This is a genomic window from Peterkaempfera podocarpi (genome assembly GCF_042466665.1).
GTDB lineage: Bacteria > Actinomycetota > Actinomycetes > Streptomycetales > Streptomycetaceae > Peterkaempfera > Peterkaempfera podocarpi.
Genome location: NZ_CP162102.1, coordinates 893,774 through 913,098, shown reverse-complemented (window position 1 = coordinate 913,098; position 19,325 = coordinate 893,774). Strand labels below are relative to the sequence as shown.

General features: G+C 67.4%; 20 protein-coding genes and 4 pseudogenes. 14 read left to right on the top strand and 10 right to left on the bottom strand.

The window, feature by feature from the left end:
* The first annotated feature begins 465 nt into the window (after positions 1–465).
* A complete protein-coding gene (locus AB0761_RS04295; protein WP_377267589.1) occupies positions 466–846 on the top strand; it encodes a hypothetical protein in 381 nt (126 codons plus the stop codon).
* Between the two features lie 184 nt (positions 847–1,030).
* Positions 1,031–1,411 (top strand): hypothetical protein, encoded by a 381-nt coding sequence (locus tag AB0761_RS04290; RefSeq protein WP_377267587.1) that lies wholly within the window; start codon positions 1,031–1,033, stop codon positions 1,409–1,411.
* Between the two features lie 179 nt (positions 1,412–1,590).
* Here the strand turns inward: AB0761_RS04290 and AB0761_RS04285 are convergent, their stop codons facing one another.
* The 3 genes and pseudogenes from AB0761_RS04285 to AB0761_RS04275 all read right to left on the bottom strand — a co-directional run.
* A complete protein-coding gene (locus AB0761_RS04285; RefSeq protein WP_377267586.1) occupies positions 1,591–2,544 on the bottom strand; it encodes a hypothetical protein in 954 nt (317 codons plus the stop codon).
* A 103-nt stretch (positions 2,545–2,647) separates the two neighbouring features.
* The gene (locus AB0761_RS04280) at positions 2,648–3,130 is read right to left on the bottom strand and encodes a hypothetical protein (protein ID WP_377267584.1); all 483 of its coding nucleotides are present in this window, start codon (positions 3,128–3,130) and stop codon (positions 2,648–2,650) included.
* Between the two features lie 356 nt (positions 3,131–3,486).
* Positions 3,487–3,758 (bottom strand): annotated as a pseudogene (locus tag AB0761_RS04275) (transposase); the annotation flags it as partial.
* A gap of 205 nt (positions 3,759–3,963) precedes the next feature.
* On the opposite strand from AB0761_RS04275, the gene AB0761_RS04270 reads away from it, so the two are divergent.
* On the top strand, positions 3,964–4,344 hold the full coding sequence (locus tag AB0761_RS04270; RefSeq protein WP_377267582.1) for a Ku protein: 381 nt from the start codon (positions 3,964–3,966) through the stop codon (positions 4,342–4,344).
* 245 nt (positions 4,345–4,589) lie between these two features.
* Here AB0761_RS04270 and AB0761_RS04265 read toward each other — a convergent pair whose 3' ends face one another.
* Positions 4,590–4,664 carry a 50S ribosomal protein bL37 gene (locus tag AB0761_RS04265; protein ID WP_377273930.1) on the bottom strand — a complete coding sequence of 25 codons (75 nt, stop codon included), beginning with the start codon at positions 4,662–4,664 and terminating at the stop codon, positions 4,590–4,592.
* A 511-nt stretch (positions 4,665–5,175) separates the two neighbouring features.
* Between AB0761_RS04265 and AB0761_RS04260 the strand changes: the two are divergent.
* Both AB0761_RS04260 and AB0761_RS04255 read left to right on the top strand, forming a co-directional pair.
* A pseudogene (locus AB0761_RS04260) lies at positions 5,176–5,418 on the top strand (DUF4253 domain-containing protein); the annotation flags it as partial.
* A gap of 217 nt (positions 5,419–5,635) precedes the next feature.
* Entirely contained in the window at positions 5,636–6,553 is a 918-nt protein-coding gene (locus AB0761_RS04255; RefSeq protein WP_377273929.1) for an IS5 family transposase, read from the top strand.
* Here the strand turns inward: AB0761_RS04255 and AB0761_RS04250 are convergent.
* On the bottom strand, positions 6,486–7,031 hold the full coding sequence (locus AB0761_RS04250; RefSeq protein ID WP_377267561.1) for a hypothetical protein: 546 nt from the start codon (positions 7,029–7,031) through the stop codon (positions 6,486–6,488). The two genes, AB0761_RS04255 and AB0761_RS04250, sit on opposite strands and share 68 nt — an antisense overlap.
* A gap of 145 nt (positions 7,032–7,176) precedes the next feature.
* On the opposite strand from AB0761_RS04250, the gene AB0761_RS04245 reads away from it, so the two are divergent.
* The 5 genes from AB0761_RS04245 to AB0761_RS04225 all read left to right on the top strand — a co-directional run bounded on the left by AB0761_RS04245 (position 7,177) and on the right by AB0761_RS04225 (position 11,660).
* Positions 7,177–7,614 (top strand): hypothetical protein, encoded by a 438-nt coding sequence (locus AB0761_RS04245; RefSeq protein WP_377267581.1) that lies wholly within the window; start codon positions 7,177–7,179, stop codon positions 7,612–7,614.
* Positions 7,615–8,130: 516 nt separating this feature from the next.
* Positions 8,131–8,565 (top strand): DUF6086 family protein, encoded by a 435-nt coding sequence (locus tag AB0761_RS04240; RefSeq protein WP_377267579.1) that lies wholly within the window; start codon positions 8,131–8,133, stop codon positions 8,563–8,565.
* A 550-nt stretch (positions 8,566–9,115) separates the two neighbouring features.
* Positions 9,116–9,745: a hypothetical protein gene (locus AB0761_RS04235; RefSeq protein WP_377267577.1), complete on the top strand. Its 630-nt coding sequence runs from the start codon at positions 9,116–9,118 to the stop codon at positions 9,743–9,745.
* Positions 9,746–9,932: 187 nt separating this feature from the next.
* Positions 9,933–10,088, top strand: coding sequence for a hypothetical protein (locus AB0761_RS04230; RefSeq protein WP_377267576.1), 156 nt, complete (start codon positions 9,933–9,935; stop codon positions 10,086–10,088).
* A gap of 159 nt (positions 10,089–10,247) precedes the next feature.
* Positions 10,248–11,660 (top strand): DEAD/DEAH box helicase, encoded by a 1,413-nt coding sequence (locus tag AB0761_RS04225; protein ID WP_377267574.1) that lies wholly within the window; start codon positions 10,248–10,250, stop codon positions 11,658–11,660.
* A gap of 52 nt (positions 11,661–11,712) precedes the next feature.
* On the opposite strand, the gene AB0761_RS04220 is transcribed toward AB0761_RS04225, so the two are convergent.
* Both AB0761_RS04220 and AB0761_RS04215 read right to left on the bottom strand, forming a co-directional pair.
* Entirely contained in the window at positions 11,713–12,501 is a 789-nt protein-coding gene (locus tag AB0761_RS04220) for a hypothetical protein (protein WP_377267573.1), read from the bottom strand.
* A 447-nt stretch (positions 12,502–12,948) separates the two neighbouring features.
* Positions 12,949–14,172, bottom strand: a complete 1,224-nt coding sequence (locus AB0761_RS04215) for an ISAs1 family transposase (protein WP_377267571.1) — start codon at positions 14,170–14,172, stop codon at positions 12,949–12,951.
* An 82-nt stretch (positions 14,173–14,254) separates the two neighbouring features.
* Here AB0761_RS04215 and AB0761_RS04210 point away from each other — a divergent pair.
* Positions 14,255–14,383 (top strand): annotated as a pseudogene (locus AB0761_RS04210) (AAA family ATPase); the annotation flags it as partial.
* 20 nt (positions 14,384–14,403) lie between these two features.
* Here the strand turns inward: AB0761_RS04210 and AB0761_RS04205 are convergent.
* Complete coding sequence (locus AB0761_RS04205) at positions 14,404–14,877, bottom strand: hypothetical protein (protein ID WP_377267570.1); 474 nt, start codon at positions 14,875–14,877, stop codon at positions 14,404–14,406.
* 152 nt (positions 14,878–15,029) lie between these two features.
* Complete coding sequence (locus AB0761_RS04200; RefSeq protein ID WP_377267569.1) at positions 15,030–15,200, bottom strand: hypothetical protein; 171 nt, start codon at positions 15,198–15,200, stop codon at positions 15,030–15,032.
* Positions 15,201–15,588: 388 nt separating this feature from the next.
* On the opposite strand from AB0761_RS04200, the gene AB0761_RS04195 reads away from it, so the two are divergent.
* Together AB0761_RS04195 and AB0761_RS04190 are read left to right on the top strand one after the other, a co-directional pair.
* Positions 15,589–16,323, top strand: a complete 735-nt coding sequence (locus AB0761_RS04195) for a YHYH protein (protein ID WP_377267568.1) — start codon at positions 15,589–15,591, stop codon at positions 16,321–16,323.
* Between the two features lie 73 nt (positions 16,324–16,396).
* Positions 16,397–17,400 (top strand): annotated as a pseudogene (locus AB0761_RS04190) (IS5 family transposase).
* A gap of 236 nt (positions 17,401–17,636) precedes the next feature.
* Here AB0761_RS04190 and AB0761_RS04185 read toward each other — a convergent pair.
* Entirely contained in the window at positions 17,637–18,425 is a 789-nt protein-coding gene (locus AB0761_RS04185; protein WP_377267567.1) for a hypothetical protein, read from the bottom strand.
* Between the two features lie 181 nt (positions 18,426–18,606).
* Here AB0761_RS04185 and AB0761_RS04180 point away from each other — a divergent pair, with 181 nt between their 5' ends.
* Positions 18,607–19,191 carry a hypothetical protein gene (locus AB0761_RS04180; protein WP_377267566.1) on the top strand — a complete coding sequence of 195 codons (585 nt, stop codon included), beginning with the start codon at positions 18,607–18,609 and terminating at the stop codon, positions 19,189–19,191.
* Positions 19,192–19,325 lie beyond the last annotated feature (134 nt).

The following is a 19,325-nucleotide window of genomic DNA, read 5'->3' as shown; positions in this document are numbered from 1 at the left end:
GGCACGGGATAATGTGTGAAGTCGAGGTGAATGTTCATACCATTGGCTGGTGGGACCCTGTGCCGCCTCGGCGCCCTTCGTTCCCTGATTGTCATCACGGGCCCGGGCGGGTGATGCATCATGGACGCTCTGCATGTGAGGGTGGCGAACCGTCACGCGACTGGAGCGCCGCAGGGGCAGGCCCGGTTGAGTCCCTTGTCGCCTGTCGGTCCGCAGCGCCCGCTGCTGTTCTCCCGTTGGGCAGTAGCTGAAGGCCGGCGGCGTCATCAGGGTGCACCAGCACTGTGTGTCGGCTGCCGGCCGAGATGACGAAGCCTTCTTCACGGCAGACCACAGGTCCGCGCGACTGAGCCGGCTTCGGGTCCTCCTGATCGTTCTGCACGATGTAGGGAGGTCCCCAGGGCCCGGGATCGATCGCGTAGTGGCCCCGCGGAACTGTTCGGTGTCAGCGTCCGCGGGTACGTCATGGCGATCGAGTTCGTCCCCGGCGCCGGGTGGCAGTCCTGGACCAATCTGGGAGGGCCGGTCGCCGGTGACGTCGCAGCCGGCTTCCACGATGACGAAACGGTCGAGATCTTCGCCAGGCGGGCCGGCGCGCGGTGCCCACCCGATACTCTGGTGCTGAGGCTGGGTGGCCAGGAGTCTGCTGGTCGCGTCGAGCCGGTCGATGCCGGGCAGCGCGGGAAGCGCCCGCCAGTTGTTCCAGGTGACGGCAACAGTGTGGTCGGCGTCGATCGCCTCGTGGACCTGGCCCAGCGCATCGATGCCCAGGACGTGTACCGCCATGCCCGGGCCCGTCGGTGTGACGGCCAGCGGAGAGCTCCGTACGGTGGCGGTCTGCCCTGAGGGGCCGTGGAGGGGCTGCCACGGTCCCCAGGCGGTGTCGCCTGCGGGACCGTTCTGTGCGGCCCACATGACGGTGCCGTCCTGTGCCGCGGCGGGTGGTCACCCTGGCCCGGGCGCAGCAGCATGTAGGCGTGACCGAGCTGCCCCGCCCCCGAACGTCCCACCCGGCTGGCCCGCCCAGGTGTTGCCGCCCGGCACCGAGGGCTGGGAGGACTCCGCCGCACGTTGGCTCATCCAGTGGATGCCGCCCGGCTACCGCCGCCACGACGTCCTCCGGCAGCAACCTGCGATCCTCGCGTACATGGCGCGGCGGGAGATCGAGTCGTCCCTCCAGGCCGCGCGCTGCGGCTTCTCCACCACCCGCAAGGACCTGCACGAGGTGGGCGTGAAGCCTGAGGTGATCGAGAAGGCCCTCGGGGTGTACTCCGAGGCAGGCGCGCGCCTCGCCCAACTGGAGCGGCAAGTCAACCTGCTCGCCGACGCACTCATCCGCGGCGTCCGTTGGCGGCCCCCGCCACGCCGGACCCAGGACCACAGCAGCAGGCGCCGCGGAGGCATGGGGTAGAGCCGGCCGTTCGGGCCCGCAGGCTGGCTTGAAGGATTTGCAGTGGCCCCAGTTTCGCGGGCCATCTGGCCCCACTTTGGGTCCGGCGTCGCACCCTGCGGCGCGGACGCTTCAGCTCGACCCGTCTTCCCAGGTGTAGACGATCGCCTGTCGGACAGCACTTTGCGTAAAGCCTGAATTCAGCGAAGGACCCGATTCGCAGCGGAGAGATGAGACATCATGGATTCTTTGATCGCAGCGAGGCGGGAGGAGTTTTGTCGTACCGCTTGCCGCTGATATTCGTAGTCCACGGAAAACCAGACCCCTACCACGTTGTTGACGCGGCGGCATTCTTGATCTGCCACGGCCACCCTTATTTCTTGTCGAGTGGGTAGACGTCCTTCGCTCCAGCTGGAATCCCCTGCCGCCTCGAGCGGGTCGATGTAATCATATCCCTTCTTCTTCATGCAGGCCGACCACTTCGAAAATACCGCAATGGTCCGCGGATCTTTGACGCCTTTCGTGAGAGTGTCAAATTTCAGTCCGACGACAAAATCCGGATTTCCGATGTTCCCGGACGCGCTGCCCGTGAGGGAACGTCTCGCCTCGCCGACACATCCGCGATCAGGGACTTTACGATGATTTATGATCTGTCCACCGTCGCCCTCTTTCTGCTGAGGATCAGCGGTTCCGCTCAGGGCGATGCGTTCGCTCGACGTCTGATGCTGGACAGGCGCGCCGTTGGCCGCAGGGTAACCGCCTTCCGGATGGTACCCCCATTTCTGGGCGTGGGTCATGCTCTGGAATCCGAAGTAGCCATCCATGCGCGTCGAGGGGGCGTCTGCGCCTATGCCTGTTGGGTCGCCGCTTTCACTGGCGAGCACGAAGTTGTAGCCGAAACTGCGCATACATTGGGAGATCAGAGCGGAATTGGCGTTGCTTATGGTCTTTTCCTGCTCGGGATTGAGGAGGTAGGGATCCAGCGGCATCGCTCTGTTGTTGGCATCCACGAGTACCGGGAAGCTCGAAGAAGCGCTGGACGTCGGAGTGGAAGGCATCGCGCTGGGAACGTGGGCCGAGCAAGCAGACAGAGCGACAAGGGCGGACGAAGAAAAAATCACGGTAAGCATGTGGTGCCTGATCATGTTCCTCATGTTCTTCAGGAAAGAAGGACCTCAGGCAGAGGACAGGTCGGAAAGCCGAAAAAATTTTCCGTGCCCCCGGAACCGGGACACGGAAAATTTACCCGGCTTCATCTCACAAGAATTTACCGGATGCGTTGTTGTTGATCATTTGGGAGTTCAAGTCGCCCACGCCGAAGAAGTCTTGGCACGCCACTGAGCAGTTGTAGCCGCTATTGTAGTACACGCGATAGGTTTGGGTGTCGCTAAAGTTGGACACGTAAGCCGCGTTGTTCTTGACGCTCTGGCCGGCACCCTCGCTGCCGTAGAGGCTGGCAGAGAAAATCCATCCCGCGAAGTCGGATATATTGGCGGCGGTTTCAAATTTTGCGCCAAAGTCCAGCCGCCACGAGCCATTGACATCAATCTTATGAGCAAGGGCGTAGCTCGAGCTGTGATAGTAGAGGCAGGCGAAACCGATGTCGCAGACAGGTGGATCGTACGAAATCGGTGCGGCGGAGGCGACGGGTGCTGTCGCCAGGGTCATGCCGACAAGGCCTGCCGTCGCCACAGCGACCGAAACAACCCTTTTCATGCGCATTGTGCTGTCCCCCGTCATGCCCGATGTGCGTCCGGCACCTGATTGACACCTGATCCGCACGTCTCGCGAATTGCTTGGTGTTCACACGCTAGGCCAGTGACTCTGGACATGTCCAGGGCCCCGAAGTAGTTGATTCTTTGTCCGGTTTCGTCGGATCACCCCGGATCCACCGGCTTGGTTCCCGGTCGATCGTTTTGCGGTCGTGCGGGCCGTGGCGGGGTTGATTTGCGGATTCGGGCATGGGGTTTGTGGACAAAGTGGAAGACCTGGGCAAATCAGCGGCCGTCTCGGGCCCTTTCGGGCAGGTCGGTCAGGGAGGATCAGAGGGCTGGAGGTGCATGCACCGTGCTGAACAGTTGGGTGAAGTCCTGACTTCAGGGCCAGCGTTCGGGCAGGTGCAGGGTGAGGCGGCGGGCGGACCGGGCCAGGCGGGCGGGTACGTTGATCAGGTGGTCACGGATGGTGGCGGTGGTTGCCCTGGCAGGGAACGCGGAGGCCAGGGCGCCGGCGGCGCGGGTCAGGTTGTGTGCCAGGGCTGCCAGCGCCAGCCAGGCGGCATTGGCTAGAAGTGACCGGACGGCGCGTGGGCGAAGGCGCTGTTCTTGACATCGGCGATCACCTGCTCGACGACACCATGCCGACGGTGACGGTCTCGTGATGGTGCTGCCGAAGGTGAGCCGGTCGTCGATGGCCGCGCAGAGCATGGGGTCGGACTCGTTGGAGGAGATCGGCCATCGGCGGCCGGGGCGGCTCCGCAGCGCACGCCCCTCCGGTGGCGCGCCGCGCCCGGCCGGAGTGTCATGGTGTGCAGCGGCCCCGCTTCGGCCAGCATGCCGGGCCGCCCTGCTGCCATGGGAGGTGACCCGGTGCCGCAGACCATGGCCAAGGTCCACATCAGCTTCGGCCTCGTGTCCATCCCCGTAGCCGTCTACTCCGCCACCGAGCAACACACCGTGCCCCTGCACCAGGTCCACGCCAAGGACGGCGGCCGCCGCATCCGCCAGAAGCGGTACTGCGAGATCGAGAACATCGAGGTCCCCTACGCCGAGGTCGTGCGCGGCTACGAGGCCCCCGACGCCCGGACCGTCGTCCTCGCCAAAGACGACCTCGCCGACCTACCGCTGCCCACCGTCAAGAGCATCGAGGTCCTCGCGTTCGTCGCCGGCGCCGACATCGACCGGGAGGTCGGCGAGAGTACGAGCTCGTTCAGCGCACCGGTCCGCCGGGCGTAGGCGGGCAGCAGCCGGGGCGCAGCCTATCCCCCTGACCCGAGGCGGGCGGTACGGGGACCCTCACGGGTGGCGGCCACCAGATCGACCCGTGCCGCGCGAGGGGGCAGTCCGCCACCGTGCGGGGGTTGGGCTCCAGGACTGCCGCGAAGGCATTTCAGACCGTCTCGCGGTGGCCGTTCGCAGCCCGGCTGAGGAGCAGGGAGGGAATCCCTGCTCCGCTGGTCGACACGCCCTGCGTTCGCTTCTCAGGTGTTGGGACGCTTGCCGTGATTGGCGCGCTTCTTGTTGCGGGCGCGCCGCTTGTTGCCCCGCTTCGACATAGGACTCATCTCCTGGTGTCGGGATATGTCTATGGAGATTCCAGTCTAGATTTGGGGCGTCAGAATCGCATCGTGGTCCGTCCTGGCCCCCGGTGCCCGGTGCAGCCGGCGCCCTCCTCTGCGGGGACGGCTTGTGTGCCGGCCGGGGCCGTCGAGTGGGAACAGCCGCGAGGTGGCGAGCATGGAGCGGACCGCGGGCCCGTGCAGAGCAGCTCCTGAGCCAGTGGTGGCAGAGCTACGCCGCTACGGACGAGGCTGAGGACGAGTGTGACGCCCGCGACCGCGCCGGCATGCTCACTCCCTACACTGCGGCCCGGCCAGGTCCCGCCCCCAGCAAAGCACCGGAGGCGGATCCCGAACAGCGTGCCGCCGAGGTGGCGGACAGCCTCCTTCGGGACGAGGCGCTGATGTCGCCCCGGCTGGGACTTGCCCCGGCCCGGCCCGGCGCGGCGCCGACGTGCTCACGGCCATCGGCTGGACCGGCCCGCTGAACTAGGACAACGACCCAGCGCCCTTCACCGCCGTCCTGCGATCCTGGGAGGACCGCTTCGGTGCCCGCCTGGTCGCGCTCACCCACGACGTGCTCTACCTGTCCGTCGCCGCCCCGCCGCACACGTTCGACCAAGCCCTTGCCGTCGCCGCCGAGCACTTCGCCTTCTGCCCCGACAGCATCTGGCAGGGCAGCGACACCATCAGAGCCCACGCCGCAAGAGGCGTCCTCAACCGACCACTGTGGGGCTTCTGGTGGGACTGAGAAGCGATCCGCAAACCGTGACCGAGGCTTGGGGGTTGGACGTGTGTTCGCCCTTGGTTCCCGGTTCGGGTGATCCCGTCTTGGCCATGGCATGAAGACAGGGCCCCTGCGCAACTTGGAGGTTGTCGAGACCCAAAAGTCGCATGGAGGCCCTGTTGCCGCATTCTACGCCGCCGCCAGGGTCGAGGGCAACCGGGCTCCACGGGAGTGTGACTGCCTGGCACACCGGTTCGGGAACGCGCGCGATGGCGGGGAACGTGTTCGGCGCTACCCGAGCGATCTGACCGACGCACAATGGGCGGCAGTACGGGACCTGCTGCCAACGCCGGCGTGGATGGACGGCCGCGGCGGGCGGCCGGAGGGCTACTGCCACCGCCAGATACTCGACGCCGTCCGGTACGTGGTGGACAACGGCGTGAAATGGGCCGCACTGCCCGCGGACTACCCACCGTTCAAGCGGGTCCACGCCTTCTTCACCCGCTGGCGCGACACCGGCCTGCTGGCCGAGTTCCACGACCGGCTGCGCGGCGCGGTCCGCGAGGCAGAGGGCCGCAACGCGGAGCCGACCGCCGCGGTCATCGACTCGCAGTCGGTCAAGGCCGCTGCCAACGTGAGGAGTTCAAGCCGCGGCTACGACGGCGGCAAGAAGATCAACGGGAGGAAGCGGCACCTGGTCGTCGACACGATCGGCCTCGTCCTGGCGGTGCTGGTCACCCCGGCCGACGCGGGCGACCGCGCCACCGCCGCCGGCATGCTCCCCGCGCTCATGACCACGTGCCGCCGCCTGCGCAGGCTCTGGGGCGACAGTGGTTACACCGGCGGCCTCGCCACCTGGGCCAAGGAGAGGTTCGGCCTGGCAGTCGAGATCGTCAAGCGCACCGACGACCTGTCCGGCTTCCGCGTCGTCCCCCGCCGCTGGGTCGTGGAGAGGACGTTCGCCTGGCTGATGCGCTCACGTCGCCTCGCACGCGACCACGAGACCCGCCCCGACAGCGCCGAAGCGATGATCCTGTGGTCCATGACCATGGTCATGAGCAGGCGCCTCGCCCGCCGACGCGCCGCACGCCTCACCCCGCCGACACCGATCCCGACGCCGGGATGGGCCCAGGCTCGGGCAACGGCCGCCGCGGCATGAACCGGCACCCAGAGCCGTCGACCGCCAGCCATCCACGCTCCACCAGCCTCTTCGCCTTCGTCCGCAGGTTCTCCTGCAGGAGGATGTCAACCTTCCGGCCCGGTTCCATCGCCTCGGCCACCTCCCGCGCGCTCAACCCGCCGCCACCCGCAGCAGCCGTCTCGACCGCCTCCACCAGCCGCCGGTAGTCCGACGCCAGCGCCGCCGCCGGGTCCAGGCCCTCACACCACCGCGGGACCACCGCCCCCTTCGGCGGCACCCGTTGCACAGTCGCGGCCGCGGCCGCCCCGGCGGACGCCGGCTCCTCGGCAGGAGCCAACGCCGCCGTCAACTCCTCCACCGCCACGACCCTCCGCTCCAGCACCACCCGGGCCTCCTCCAACTCCTTCTCAAGAAGCGCCATCCGAGTTTCCAGACCCTCGACCCGCGCCCGGGCGGACTCCCTACGCTCCTCCAGCAACCCCAGCGGCGACGGCATCACACACTCCGTTCCCGACCACGACAACCCGACACCGAAAACCCTGCCGCACGAACACCCAAACCATGCCTCACCAGCGGAAACTCATACATCACGCACGGTTTACGGATGGCTTCTGATACATGAGCAGGATCCCGGGCCGGTGATGCCGCAGCTGTACTGGCGCAACGAGGCGGAGGTCGTGGCTGGAGGGCTGCTGTCCGAGATGCCCCAGGTGGGCGAGGGGGAGTACGACGAGGACAACATGCCGGAACCGTCCGCGTTGTCCCCGGTGGTCGCGGAGGACTTTCCGAGGTGGCTTGATCTGCCCAAGGGCATGTGGGAGACCTGGGAACCTCGTTTTCGGTTGCCGACGGGCGGCTCCATGTGGCCACCCGACTCCAACATCATCGGGACGAAGGTCGGCGGCTGGCCCGCCTGGACGCAGCCCGCGGACTGGCCGAACTGCGAGAGCGGACACCGCATGGAGCACCTGCTGACCATCACCGGCGACATACAGTTGGGCGACTGCGGTGGCGTCTACTTCTTCCATTGCCGCCAGTGCCCCGGCCTCCCCTGGGACTGGCGCTTCGACTGCCACTGACAACTAAAGGCCGGCGGAGCAGGCTTGGCCGGTGCCCTGCCTGGGCCTGGGCTGTGCTGCGCCACTTGCCTCAGAAGCGGGAAGGGTTCGGATACGGCCCGGTTGCATGTCAGCGCTGGGAGTGCTGGTCCATCTCGGCAAGGACGGCGTCACCGAAGATGTCCCCGTCTGGTTGTGAGGAAAGCGGTGTCGGCTACTTTGACTGTAGCTTGGACGCCGCCGTGATGGTCGATGATGGAGTCGGCCCGACTCGTCCGTCCGGTTGCGCAGGACTCTCGGCGATCCGTGATGCAGACATCGGCGCTCGCCTGCCGGGCGGCGCGTTCCGCGCGGACGGGCTCCAGCAGCCACCTGGTCCAGTTGCGCCCCCGGGTGCCGCTCTGACTCCAGAAGTGTGGGTTGGCTTCAGCGGAGAGAAGGGTGGCGCCGTGGTGCGCGGCAGCAGCTGACTCGGGTGGGGCTCGGACACGGCTTCCCCGGCTACGATGCCTCCGTGCGCAATAGGACGACGCGACGGTGAGTCAGTACTTCGACCTGGGCGAGCAAACACTGTGGAACCCGTCCAACGACGCCGCCGGGCTGTTCCTGCGGCAGGTCTCCGTCTTCGAAGAAGAGCTCGGCGTGCCGTCCGGCATCGGCCCCATGCGGGACGACGAGTGCCAGATCGACCCCGTGGCCCTGAAGACCTTCATCGACGCCCTGCTGGTGCAGCACCTTTCCAGGAGTCATGCGGTCGTGATCGCGCTCTCCGAAGGCTTCGTGGCAAGCACGTTGGTCCTGGCCGAGCGCGCCGGTATCCCACTCACCTGGCCGGGTGTCGCGGCCGCGGCTCTCGACCAGAACCGCGACATCCAGGTGCCACAGGCGTCCGTCACCACCACCACCGCTTGCTCGCGGGTGGACCGGCTCCGGGATGCCTCTCGCACGCTGAGTGTCTTCATGGCGCGCTGACCGGATGTTGCGAGGAAGAGGTCCTCATGGTTGATCAGTTCCCTGCGCTGCCCTCGACGGCTGTGGTGGACGAAGCCCAGGTGCTTGCGCTGGTCGGTGGCGCTGCGCGCGCCAAGTTTTTCACCTTGGGTGGTGCGACAGCGGCCATTGGGCCGACGGGCATGTTGATCACCACAGACGCAGGGGATGCGCCCGACAGGAGTGGCGTGTGGAACGCTGAGGAAGTCCGCCTGCTTGGCCCCGTGCCGGCCCCGGTTGCGGAAAGACTCACCGGGTCTCCCCGAATATGGAGTGCGGACGGTCCCTCGCAGCCGGTCCACTTGGCAGTCCGCGTCACGGAGGGCTTGCTGTATCTGGGTACGGGCGGGGTGGTCAGGGCGAGTCGACGCGGCGGCCCGGCGACGCCGAGTCCGTACTCACCCGATGCGCGCTGCGCCCGGACCAGCGCCTGAGCCGACCGCTTCTGGAGCGTATCCGCGCCACGCCGCCGGCGGCGGGCCTCCCAGGCCTGGGGTGGCTCCAACACGTAAACGGCGACCGAGTGAGGGCCTTGGAGCAATTCCTCACCGGCTGGTATCCCGCCACCGCCGATGCCGACAAGTCGCCGTTCACACAGGAGCGATCCGCCGCATTGCCTGACGGCCTGAAGCACCTGTTCCGGCTGGCTGAGCAGCGACCGGACGTTCTGGGAGTCCAGAACCACATTGTTCAGGACCTCGAACGACGTACCGACTACTGCGGAGACATGCGCGTCTTCGGCGTGGAGAATCAAGGAGGCTTCTACTGGTCCCTGCGCTGGGAGTTCGACGAGCCCGAGCCCGACCCCACCGTCTGGTTCCGAGAGAGCGACGAGCCTGCCATCGCCGAACAGGAGCCGCTCAGCGGGTTCCTCATCCAGTTCTCGCTCTACGAAGCCTCCATGGGCGCCGACTACAGGGCACATACGAACGCGATCACAGCCGAACAGGTCGAACGGCTCACCAGCGCACTGCGTCCGGTCCCGCTACGGCCCTTCCTTGCTTGGTCGCCCACGCGGTTCTACGTGGCCCCCGGACTCGTCATGCATGTCTCGGAGGACAGGGAGGACAACCGTTTCTGGGCCTGGGCCGGGGCCACGCACCGCAGTGCCATGGCGCCATTGCGTCATGACGCCGTCGACTGGAGTCGCTTCGACGGGTAGCACTCCCGAAGGCTGTCCGGGCATGGAGGACAGTAGGGCGCTACCTGTCGAGCTACCCCCTGCGGGGACGCGACGCGCGCCAACGGCCGTGCACGAAGACAGGGGTACCGCCGGCGCCGACTCCGCCGGGGGCCGCGGGCCCTGCCGCCGTCCGCGGCGGTGGCCCGAAGCGGAGATCGGCACCACCATGTGGGAGACCCGAGAGGCCTCCCGTGCCGACGTCTTCCGCTTCATCGAAGTCGAGTACAACCGCACCAGACTCCGTCGGCACCCCGAGTTCGGGTACATCACCCCACTCGAAACCCGAGCCAGGCTGCGACAAGACTTCACCCCCGCAGCGTAGAAACCCGCTGTCCAAGACCAGGGGGGAACTTCAGTGTGCTCCGTGCTAGCGTGGAGCGTTTGCAGCGTCGCTGTGTCGGTGCCCGGTGCGGGTCCCTGGCCGGCGGCCGCGTCCCTGCCGCGCCTTCCTCGGTACGGTCCCTTTGGAGGAAGGCTTTCTATGAGCGAATCAGCACGTGTCGATGCCCAGCAGCAGGACGAGGTGTCGGGCGCCACCGCGGCTCTGCCCCCGGCGGCGTCCTTTGCGGAGCTGGGGCTGCCGGCCGACATCCTGCGGGTGCTCGCCGAGCACGGTGTGACGGTGCCCTTCCCCATCCAGGCGGCGGCCCTGCCCAACGCGCTCGCGGGTCGGGACGTCCTGGGCCGGGGCCGCACCGGTTCCGGCAAGACGCTCGCCTTCGGCCTGGGGATGCTCGCTCGGACGGCCGGGCGGCGCGCACAGCCCAAGGAGCCGCTGGCGCTGGTTCTGGTACCCACCAGGGAGCTGGCGCAGCAGGTCGGTGAGGTACTCACCCCGTACGCCGAGGCGCTGCGGCTGCGGCTCACGACCGTGGTGGGTGGAGTGTCCCTCGGACGGCAGGCCGCCGAGCTGCGGGACGGCGCCGAGATCGTCGTCGCCACGCCCGGCCGACTGCACGACCTCATCGACCGTAAGGGCTGCCGGCTGGGACGGGTGCGCATCACGGTCCTGGACGAGGCCGACCAGATGTGTGACATGGGGTTCCTGCCGCAGGTCACCGAGATCCTGGACCAGGTGCGGCCCGACGGGCAGCGCATGCTGTTCTCCGCCACCCTCGACCGCGACGTCGACCAGCTGGTGCAGGACCACTTGCGCGACCCCGCTGTCCACTCCGTGGACCCCTCGTCCAGCGCGGTCTCCACGATCGAGCACCACGTCTTCGTCGTGCACGGTCCCGACCGGTACGCCGTGACCACGGAGATCGCCGCACGGGACGGCCGCGTCCTGCTGTTCCTGGACACCAAGCACGGCGTCGACCAGCTGACGCGGCATCTGCGGGCCAGCGGTGTGGCGGCCGCCGCCCTGCACAGCGGCAAGGCTCAGCCGCAGCGCACCCGGACCCTGGCCCAGTTCAAGAACGGGCAGGTCACCGCTCTGGTGGCGACGAACGTCGCCGCACGCGGCCTGCACATCGACGACCTCGACCTCGTGGTCAACGTCGACCCGGCCACCGACCCCAAGGACTATCTGCACCGCGCGGGCCGCACCGCCCGGGCCGGCCGCTCCGGCACCGTCGTGACCCTCGTCCTCTCGGGACAGCGCCGCGAGACGAGCCAGGTCATGGCCGACGCCGACGTCATCCCCAAGGTCACCAAGGTCCGGTCTGGAGAGGCGGAGCTGAGCCGTATCACCGGCGCTAAGGCCCCCTCCGGACAGCCTCTCGACCGCGGGGCGGCCGCACCGCGCCCCAAGAACCACAACGCCCCGTTCCGTGGCCTGGGCAGCACCAAGGACGCGAGGAGCGCCTCTGGTGGCAGGCCGTCCCGTAAGAGCAGCGAGGCCCGCAAGCTCGCGGAAGCCCGCAAGGCGGCCCGGGTGCGGCGCGGCGGCTGAGCTCGGCTTCCCCGGACTGCGCTTCCCCGACTGTAGCGGTCGAGTCGATGGCTCACTCGTACTCGTACTCGTGGGCGTCTGCTTCGGCGTGGCGTGCGTCTTCTTCAGCTTGTCGGAGCAGGGAGATGAGCAGCATGATCGCGATGATGCTGAGGCCCTTGTTGAGGTGCTCCAGCGGCAGTCGATGCAGGACAGCCTGCCGGGACAAGTTCTCCGGTATCGGATCGTTGCGCTCTGGAAAGTAGCTGGTGAACAGCGGCTCGATCGGTGTCAGAACGATCTGCTCATCTACCAGCCAGGAGTTGCCGCGAACTGGTCGAGAAGCCGCCCGTGTAAGCCCGGGGTATTTCTTCTTCCGTTCCACGCGAGCGACGCTGAACATGACGTCCTCGGCGGCGGTTAGGGCGAGACAGGCGCCAGCCTGAAGATGCCCGTCATCCCAGGCGGCCAGGACATGGGTGGCGGCTTCCGTATCGACCTTCAACCAGGAGGAAGTGCATTCGCGCAGCATCGCGTGGCACAGGCTCCGAATTTCGTCTTCGGCAGCCTCCAAGACCGCCAACTTCGCGCCGTGTTCAGCGTCAGCACGGACGAGGTCCTGAAGCACATCTGCTGGCGGAGCCCATGCAACGGGGATGCCGTGGTTCTGGGCAAGGGCATGGAGTTCCTGCATGTGTATTCCGCTGCCCCACCAGTTCTCGTAGCGAACGGACAGGTAGAAGAAAGGCATAGGTGCCGGACCGTCGAGCCGCGCATCGTAGGCGTCCCAGACCTCTGCCGCTTTGGTGATGTCCTTCACGGAAGCAACGCATTTGCCAGCCAAAGGATCAAAGAAGGTCACGGCTGCCATCATGCCTGGTCCCGGCTCCTCGCGCGCTCGTGTTCTCAGCAGCCTTGCGGTTACTTCTTCGACGGTCTTGTGGGCTCCTCTCACGCCACACGACCAGCGTGCTGCGCACCCTGTCCATCTCGTCGCCGTCCATGGCATCGACCTCGACGCCCCGGCCCACCCTCACCGCCGGCTACACCCGGGCCCTCCTCGACGACACCCAGGCCCCCCACTCCCGCTCCCCGTACCCGGATCACGCAGTGAGGCTTTTCCGTGCGCCCAGCAGACTGGAGGTTGATCGTGTAGGCGGTTGATCGTCAGTCGTAAGCTCGTCGTCGCTTGCCGGTGGAAGTCCGGTCCGGGTAGCTGCCAGGAGGCCCGGTAGCAGGCTGGCGGCGTCGGGGGGAAACGCCCGGCGTCGGAGCACAGCGTCAAAGGCCCTGTAAGGGCAGGGCGGCTTCAAGTTCCCGGTAGGAGTGGGCTGTCGGTGATGCCCCAGATCCAGATGGCGTGTTCGGGTGCGTCCCGGATCGCTCGGGTGGTCTTGGCGATGTTGTCGGCTCCCAGCAGCCGCAGCCTGCCGATGGCCAGGTTCCGCAAGGCGGCCATCGCCCGCGGCGCGTTGCCGGTGTGGACGGTGGAGGCGTCCTCGGCGAACACCACATCTCTGACATGGTGGCTGGAGTTTTCGATTCCCCAGTGGCCGCGCACGTATCCACCCAGGTCGGCTGGGCTGGCCTGGTGGCTATCGAGACTGGTGACGGCGTAGACCGTCTCCCGGGTCTGCCGCTTGCCGGACTCCTGGCGGCGCCGGTGGATGCGCAGGGCCAGCCGTGCTTCGGGGAAGGCGATCCCGCCCAGGTTCGCCGCGATGGCCATGGTCTTGACCGAGCGGGACTCCCGCCGCCCGTGCCCGGCCTGGGAGACGGTGTGCGCCACGGGCACCTGTTCCCATGGCAAGGCTTTGAGCTGGGCCGACGCGGTCGGTTGGTTTCCCTTGATCACCGCGATGTAGTGGGCCTTCTTCTTCTGCACCAGCCAGCGCACCTGGTCCTCGACACTGTGCAGGGCGTCGAAGGTGACCACGACGCCAGCCAGATCGAGTGGTTCCAGCAGCGGGCGGAAGGCGGCTGTCTCGCCTGTCTTGGCCCCCACCTCGCGCTGGGCCAGGGTGATGGTGGGGGCGTGGGTGACGGCGGACAGCAGGTGCCGGTGGCGCTGCTGGCGGTGCGCGGAGCCGGATAGCGCCTTGCCGTCCACCGCGACCGCCGGCCACGGTGCCGGGCCGGTGACGCGGACGTCGGTGAGGTCGCGTTCGGCCAGGTAGGCGCCGATCGCGGCGTCCAGGGCATCTCCGTCGAGGGCGGCCAGAAGCCTGGTGAGAGTGGCATGGGACGGGGCGCGACGACGTCCGGGCAGGTGGCGGCGGATGCCGAGCTGTTCCAGCACCGTGATGGTGGCACGCTGTCCCCAGTCGGTGATCTCAGTGATAGTCCTGGCACCGGAGACGACCGCGCAGGCGCAGATCAGCAGCAGTCCGACCAGCGGATACCACCGTCCGCGACGTGAACGCGGGTCGGGTACGCGCTGGAGATGGGTGCACAGGCGGCCGGTGTCGTGCTGGTGGAGGGGGCCCAGTTTCGCCAGGACGGCAGGGACCGGGCAGGATGGAGCGGCAGGCACGGGACCTCGACGTGATCAGCTGGCGTAGACACCCTGATGATCACCGGTCTCGTGCCTGTGCTGTTGCCACGTCAACTCCCGCTGGGCGCGGACGATCTACGCGATCCCGGAACTTGCAACCGCCCTGACCTTCGGCGGCAACATCATCGAGACCGGCACCGACTCCTACCGCCTCGCCACCACCCGAGCCCGCCAGGAACAAGCATCCTGACTCTCTGACGTCCCGCTTCTCTAACGAACCGGACCGCTCTCGTCGACCAGGACCGTCGGCTCCGACAAGAAGACATCCGCAGTGACCGGCCCATAGGCGACGTTGAAGGTGTCGAGCCAGTACGACCAGTCCTGCATCCCAGCGGCACTGCTGAACCGATAGTTCAACTGCCACCGAACCCACTGCCCAGGGCGAAGACGCACTGCCGGCGGCCGACGCGGACGCGGCGGCAGGCCGAACAACGGCTCCACTCGCGCCAGCACACGAAGCCGGTCGCCCTCGTCCCGCAAGCTGAGTCCGACCTCTCGGAGATCCCTCTCGCTCTGATGCGGCTCGAAGCCATCGGCCTCGGACATCTGAATAGCCTGGGCGAAGGATGGCGGCGCCGGCAACACCGGGTAGCCCGTGGGTGTCGCGTTCCTCAGGGCAGCAGCGTCGCCAGCCCTGGAACGCTTCGTCCAGGACGTTCTGATCCACTGCACCGTGATCTCCACCGCAACCGCCTCCCGCCCGGGAGACTACGGTGGCCTCGCCTTGATCGTCATCCCGGGTTCGACGCGGTTGCGTGCTCTCGTTTCTCACCGACATTCGGGGACGCTCCGCGGCCGGACTGCTCTCCGTTCTCGACTACAAGCGCTCTCCGATTTCACCTACGCAGCCACCACGCGGTCGCGGCCGGCCGCCACACCACCGGCGCCTGGTCCGGGTCGTCCTGCTCGGTGCGGGCGACGACGTGGTGGAGGCCGGTCGGCAGGTGCGCGGTGAAGAGCAGATGCTGGCGGCAGAACGACGCGACCCGCTCCGGACACGGGCTCACCCGAACGCGCGTACGTGTCGGCGGGGCACCGGTGGCCGGGCGTGGTGAGGTGATGCGGACGACGGGAACTGGGCCGGGATCGCCGGCTCGCTGCCCGAGATGGGAAGCGTTCATGTACGACGTGCTCAGATCCGGTGCCGTGGCAGCCAGTGCCGCCTGTGCGCTGCTAGGTCCAGCGATGGCCCCGGCTGGGGCCATGGCGGTGGTCGCCCCTCAACCCGTAGGTGAGGCCGAGGACGTACGAGGCGAGGGAGACGGCACCCTCATCACCCGCCTGCACACACCCCCTACCGGTACGTCGATCGCCTCACCCGCGCGCGACACCCTCTTCGCCTGCAAAGGGGGGACCCTCACTCGGCCCGACCGCCCGTGGATCGACGCGGATGGTGTGATCGACGTACTCAAGCGCCCGTTCGTATCGGGGACCATGCACTGGCACAAGAACCTGAAGGTGTCGACGACCGAGACCGAGAGGCGCTTCCAGGGCAACGGGCTCCCGGACCATCCCACCGGGCGCTTCCCCGTCCAGAAGGGCACCCCCGCCTACAAGTACTACGCGGAGATTCCCGCGCACGGGTACCCCAACGCCGCCGCGATCCCCATCAAGCCGTGGAACCTCGACGTCACCGTTCCGCGCGATCCGTCTGTCCAGGCGCAGCCCACGTGCATCGACCAGCTGACGACCGGGATGGCTCTGGCCGGCGGCACCTTCCACCTGGAGGTGGCCACCGACGCGCAGGACCGCCCGGTCGACCCCAACGCGGCCCTGCCACTCGACCGTTGCTGGGGCCACCCGTACGACACGCAGTACCACTACCACGGCCCCTCGCAGACCTGCTTCGGCGAGGCTTCAAGGGGGCCTGCGAACGCCCGTACCCGGCACTCACCGCTCGTGGGATACGCCATCGACGGCTTCGGGATCTACGGGCCGCGCGGCGAGGACGGAGAGATCGTCAGGAACAGGGATCTGGACGTCTGCCACGGTCACACACACGCAATCACGTGGAACGGCAAGAAGGTCGTCATGTACCACTACCACCTCAACGGAGAGTATCCGTACTCCATCGGATGTTTCCGGGGGAAGCCGGTGACGGTGCCCGGGTCCGGGCACGGCTGGCACTAGGGCGCGTATTCGATTGTGATCAATCTGCGGGATTCGCCCTCGCCACGGGGTCTGATCCGGTAGATCGTCTTGCATGACACAGGTGCAACTGACCGACGCGGAGTGGGAGTTCGTCGAGCCGTACCTGCCGATAGGTGAGTACGGGCCATACCCTGAGCGGCTGCGGCAGCAGTTCGAGGGCGTGATCTGGCGGTTCAAGACGGGCGGGCAGTGGCGGGAGATGCCGACGGAGTTCGGTGCCTGGTCGACCGTCTCCAACCGGTTCCGGCAGTGGCGTGACACCGGCGTGTTCGAAGCCCTGCTGGAGGGCCTGATCGCGGAGGCCGCAAAGCGGGGTGAGGTGGACTTGTCCCTGGTCAGTGTGGACTCGACCACCGCACGCGCGCACCACGACGCTGCCGGGATGCACCTGACTGAGGACGTGCTCACCGCCCTGGAGAAGGCCGCCGTCGAGGAGGAGAAGGCCCGGCAAAGGGGGGCGACCAGGAAGGACAAGACGGGCAGGACACCGGAAACGACCCCGAGCGGGACGAGCGACGACGCCTCCGGCGCCGGCACAAGCTTCGATTGAAGGCTGCCCTGCTCGGGCGCTCGAGGGGCGGGCAGACCAGCAAGATTCATGTCGCCGCCGACCGGAAGTGCCGCCCGCTGGTGCTCGCCCTGACCGCAGGGCAGGCCGCGGACAGCCCACAGTTCATCCCCGTGCTTGAGAAGGTACGGGTCAGGGGGCCCGTCGGTCGTCCCCGCACCCGGCCCGACGCGGTTGCCGGGGACAAGGCGTATTCGTCTCGCGGTAACCGCGCCTATCTGCGGAAACGCGGCATCAAGGCCGTCATCCCGGAGAAGAAGGACCAGGCCGCCAACCGGAAGAAGAAGGGCGGCAGGGGCGGCCGACCTGTCGGCCACGACGCCGACCTCTACAAGGAGCGGAACACCGTCGAGCGCCTGATCAACAAGCTGAAGGCCTGGCGAGGCGTCGCGACTCGCTATGACAAGACGCCCAAGAGTTACCTCGCCGGCCTCCACCTTCGCGCGTCGATGATCTGGATCAAGGACCTCACGCGGACCGCCCATTGATCACAATCGAATACGCGCCCTAGAGTGCACTTCAGAAGCGGTCACCACGGCGCCCAGGAAGTCGGCCCGGTGGCCAAGTAGCGGGAAAACGCTGGCCATCTACGGTGCACAGTCACAGTTGGGAAGCCGCCATCCAATCGTCGGCGGCGTGTCCCGTCTCAGTCGATCTGGCCCCTGTCTCAATTGGTCTGGTCCGATTCGCTCTGCATCTCAGGTGATCTGGTCCGCCAGGGCTGTCAGTGGGTGTCGGATCCGGGCGGTTCCGTGAGGCGCGTGTTGTGGGAGTCGCCCCTCATGGAGCGTGCCAGATCGAAGACGTGTTGTGTCTGGGCGGCAGACAGACGCCGCACATCCCACAGCAGTGCTGCGGCATCCGCCGCCTCCGGGGGCGGAGGCGGCGGCACCTCGGTCAGATCGACGCCCGTCAGCGCGGCCAGATCGCGGGCGTCGATCCCGAGCAGGGCAGCGAAGTCCGTCACCAAGCGCGGGGTCAACTCCTTGCGGCCAGAGCCGATCACACCGTAAGTGGCTGCCGACAGATACGTGGGCGTCACGAACGCGAGGGCCATCGCCATGCCCGTCCAGTTGAGATTGCGGTACTGGAGCATGCGGATGACCGAAGCGCCCGGACCGCCGGCGAGGGGCATGATCGGCCTCGGGGTGAAGCTGGAGCGCCGCTCCTCCTGCGGCAGTGAGCGGACCAGCCGCAGAACCTCGCGGCGTCCGGTTGTGGGGAGACGCACCGCCTCCGTCACCGCGCTCTTCACCCATATCGCGGCCGTGGCGTCCAGCGGCGCCATGTCGTCCGGGACTGCCAGCCCCGCGAGGATGAGCAGATCTACGGCATGGAAGCCCAGTGCGGGCCCGAGCCGTCGGAGGAGTTCCTGGCTGGGGCTGTCCCCCGCGAGCACAGCGCGGACCTCGTCTGGGTTCAGCCCAGCGCGGTCGGCCAGTTCCTGCGCGCCGAGTTCTCTGTGGTCCAGCAGCCGCGCCAGCATCGCGCCGAACCCGAGGTGCTCTGTCATGTCCGCAGACTAACCAGATGCGCGAGTGGGACACAGCCGTCCTTGATGAGCGCGGGCCACTGAGGGCGCGGGTGGAGCTGTCACTGGCGACTGCGATGATCGCCCTGGCTGGCGTGAGCGCGCTGGCACCGCGACTCTGGAGTGGCTTCGAATGGATACGTGGCGGGAGCTTTCCGCAGTGGTGGCGGAGCGACTGAAGGCGGTGTCGTCCGGCGAACGCAGTGTGTTCGCCGCCGGTGTCGCGGAACGACTGATGAGCTGGCACGAGGCACTGCCCGAGGACGAGCAGGCGCCGTTCACCATGAGCCTGCGACCTCTGCTGAATTCCGTATGGGAGGGCGTCCTCGGCGACTCGACGGCCTTCCCGGCCGTAAAGCGCGGTGTCGGCGAGTACATACTCAGCGAGTACTGCCACAACGACGGCCAGGACGGGCCGGATGACGCAGACGAGTCGGCCGCAGCGGCGGCGTTGTATGCCGCACACGCCTACCTGTTCGGCTGCCAGGAATTCGCAGCCTGGACCAGCAATCGGGCGGTTGAGGCGATCGACCAGCACCTTCAGTACCTGGCCGAGCAGGAAGAAGACGACGAACTTCCCGTCGACACGGACGAGGTCCTCGCCTCCGAGCTCCGGCGGCAACTACGGGATCTGGACCTCATCGCACGCCACTCAGAGGACCTTCGCCACGCCGGCTTGGGACTGTCCATCGACATGTCCATCCGACTCCGCGTCGAACTACGTGCTCCTCTCTCCAGCCGGGAGTGAACTCCCCAGCGGCACATCCTCAGCCCGGCACGGAGTCCAGTGCCTGCTAGCCTGCCCCGATCAGATGGTTTGAGACGGTTTGTCACCTTTTCGGGTGACGTCAGCCCGCTCTCTGCCACGGGTCCCACGGGGTG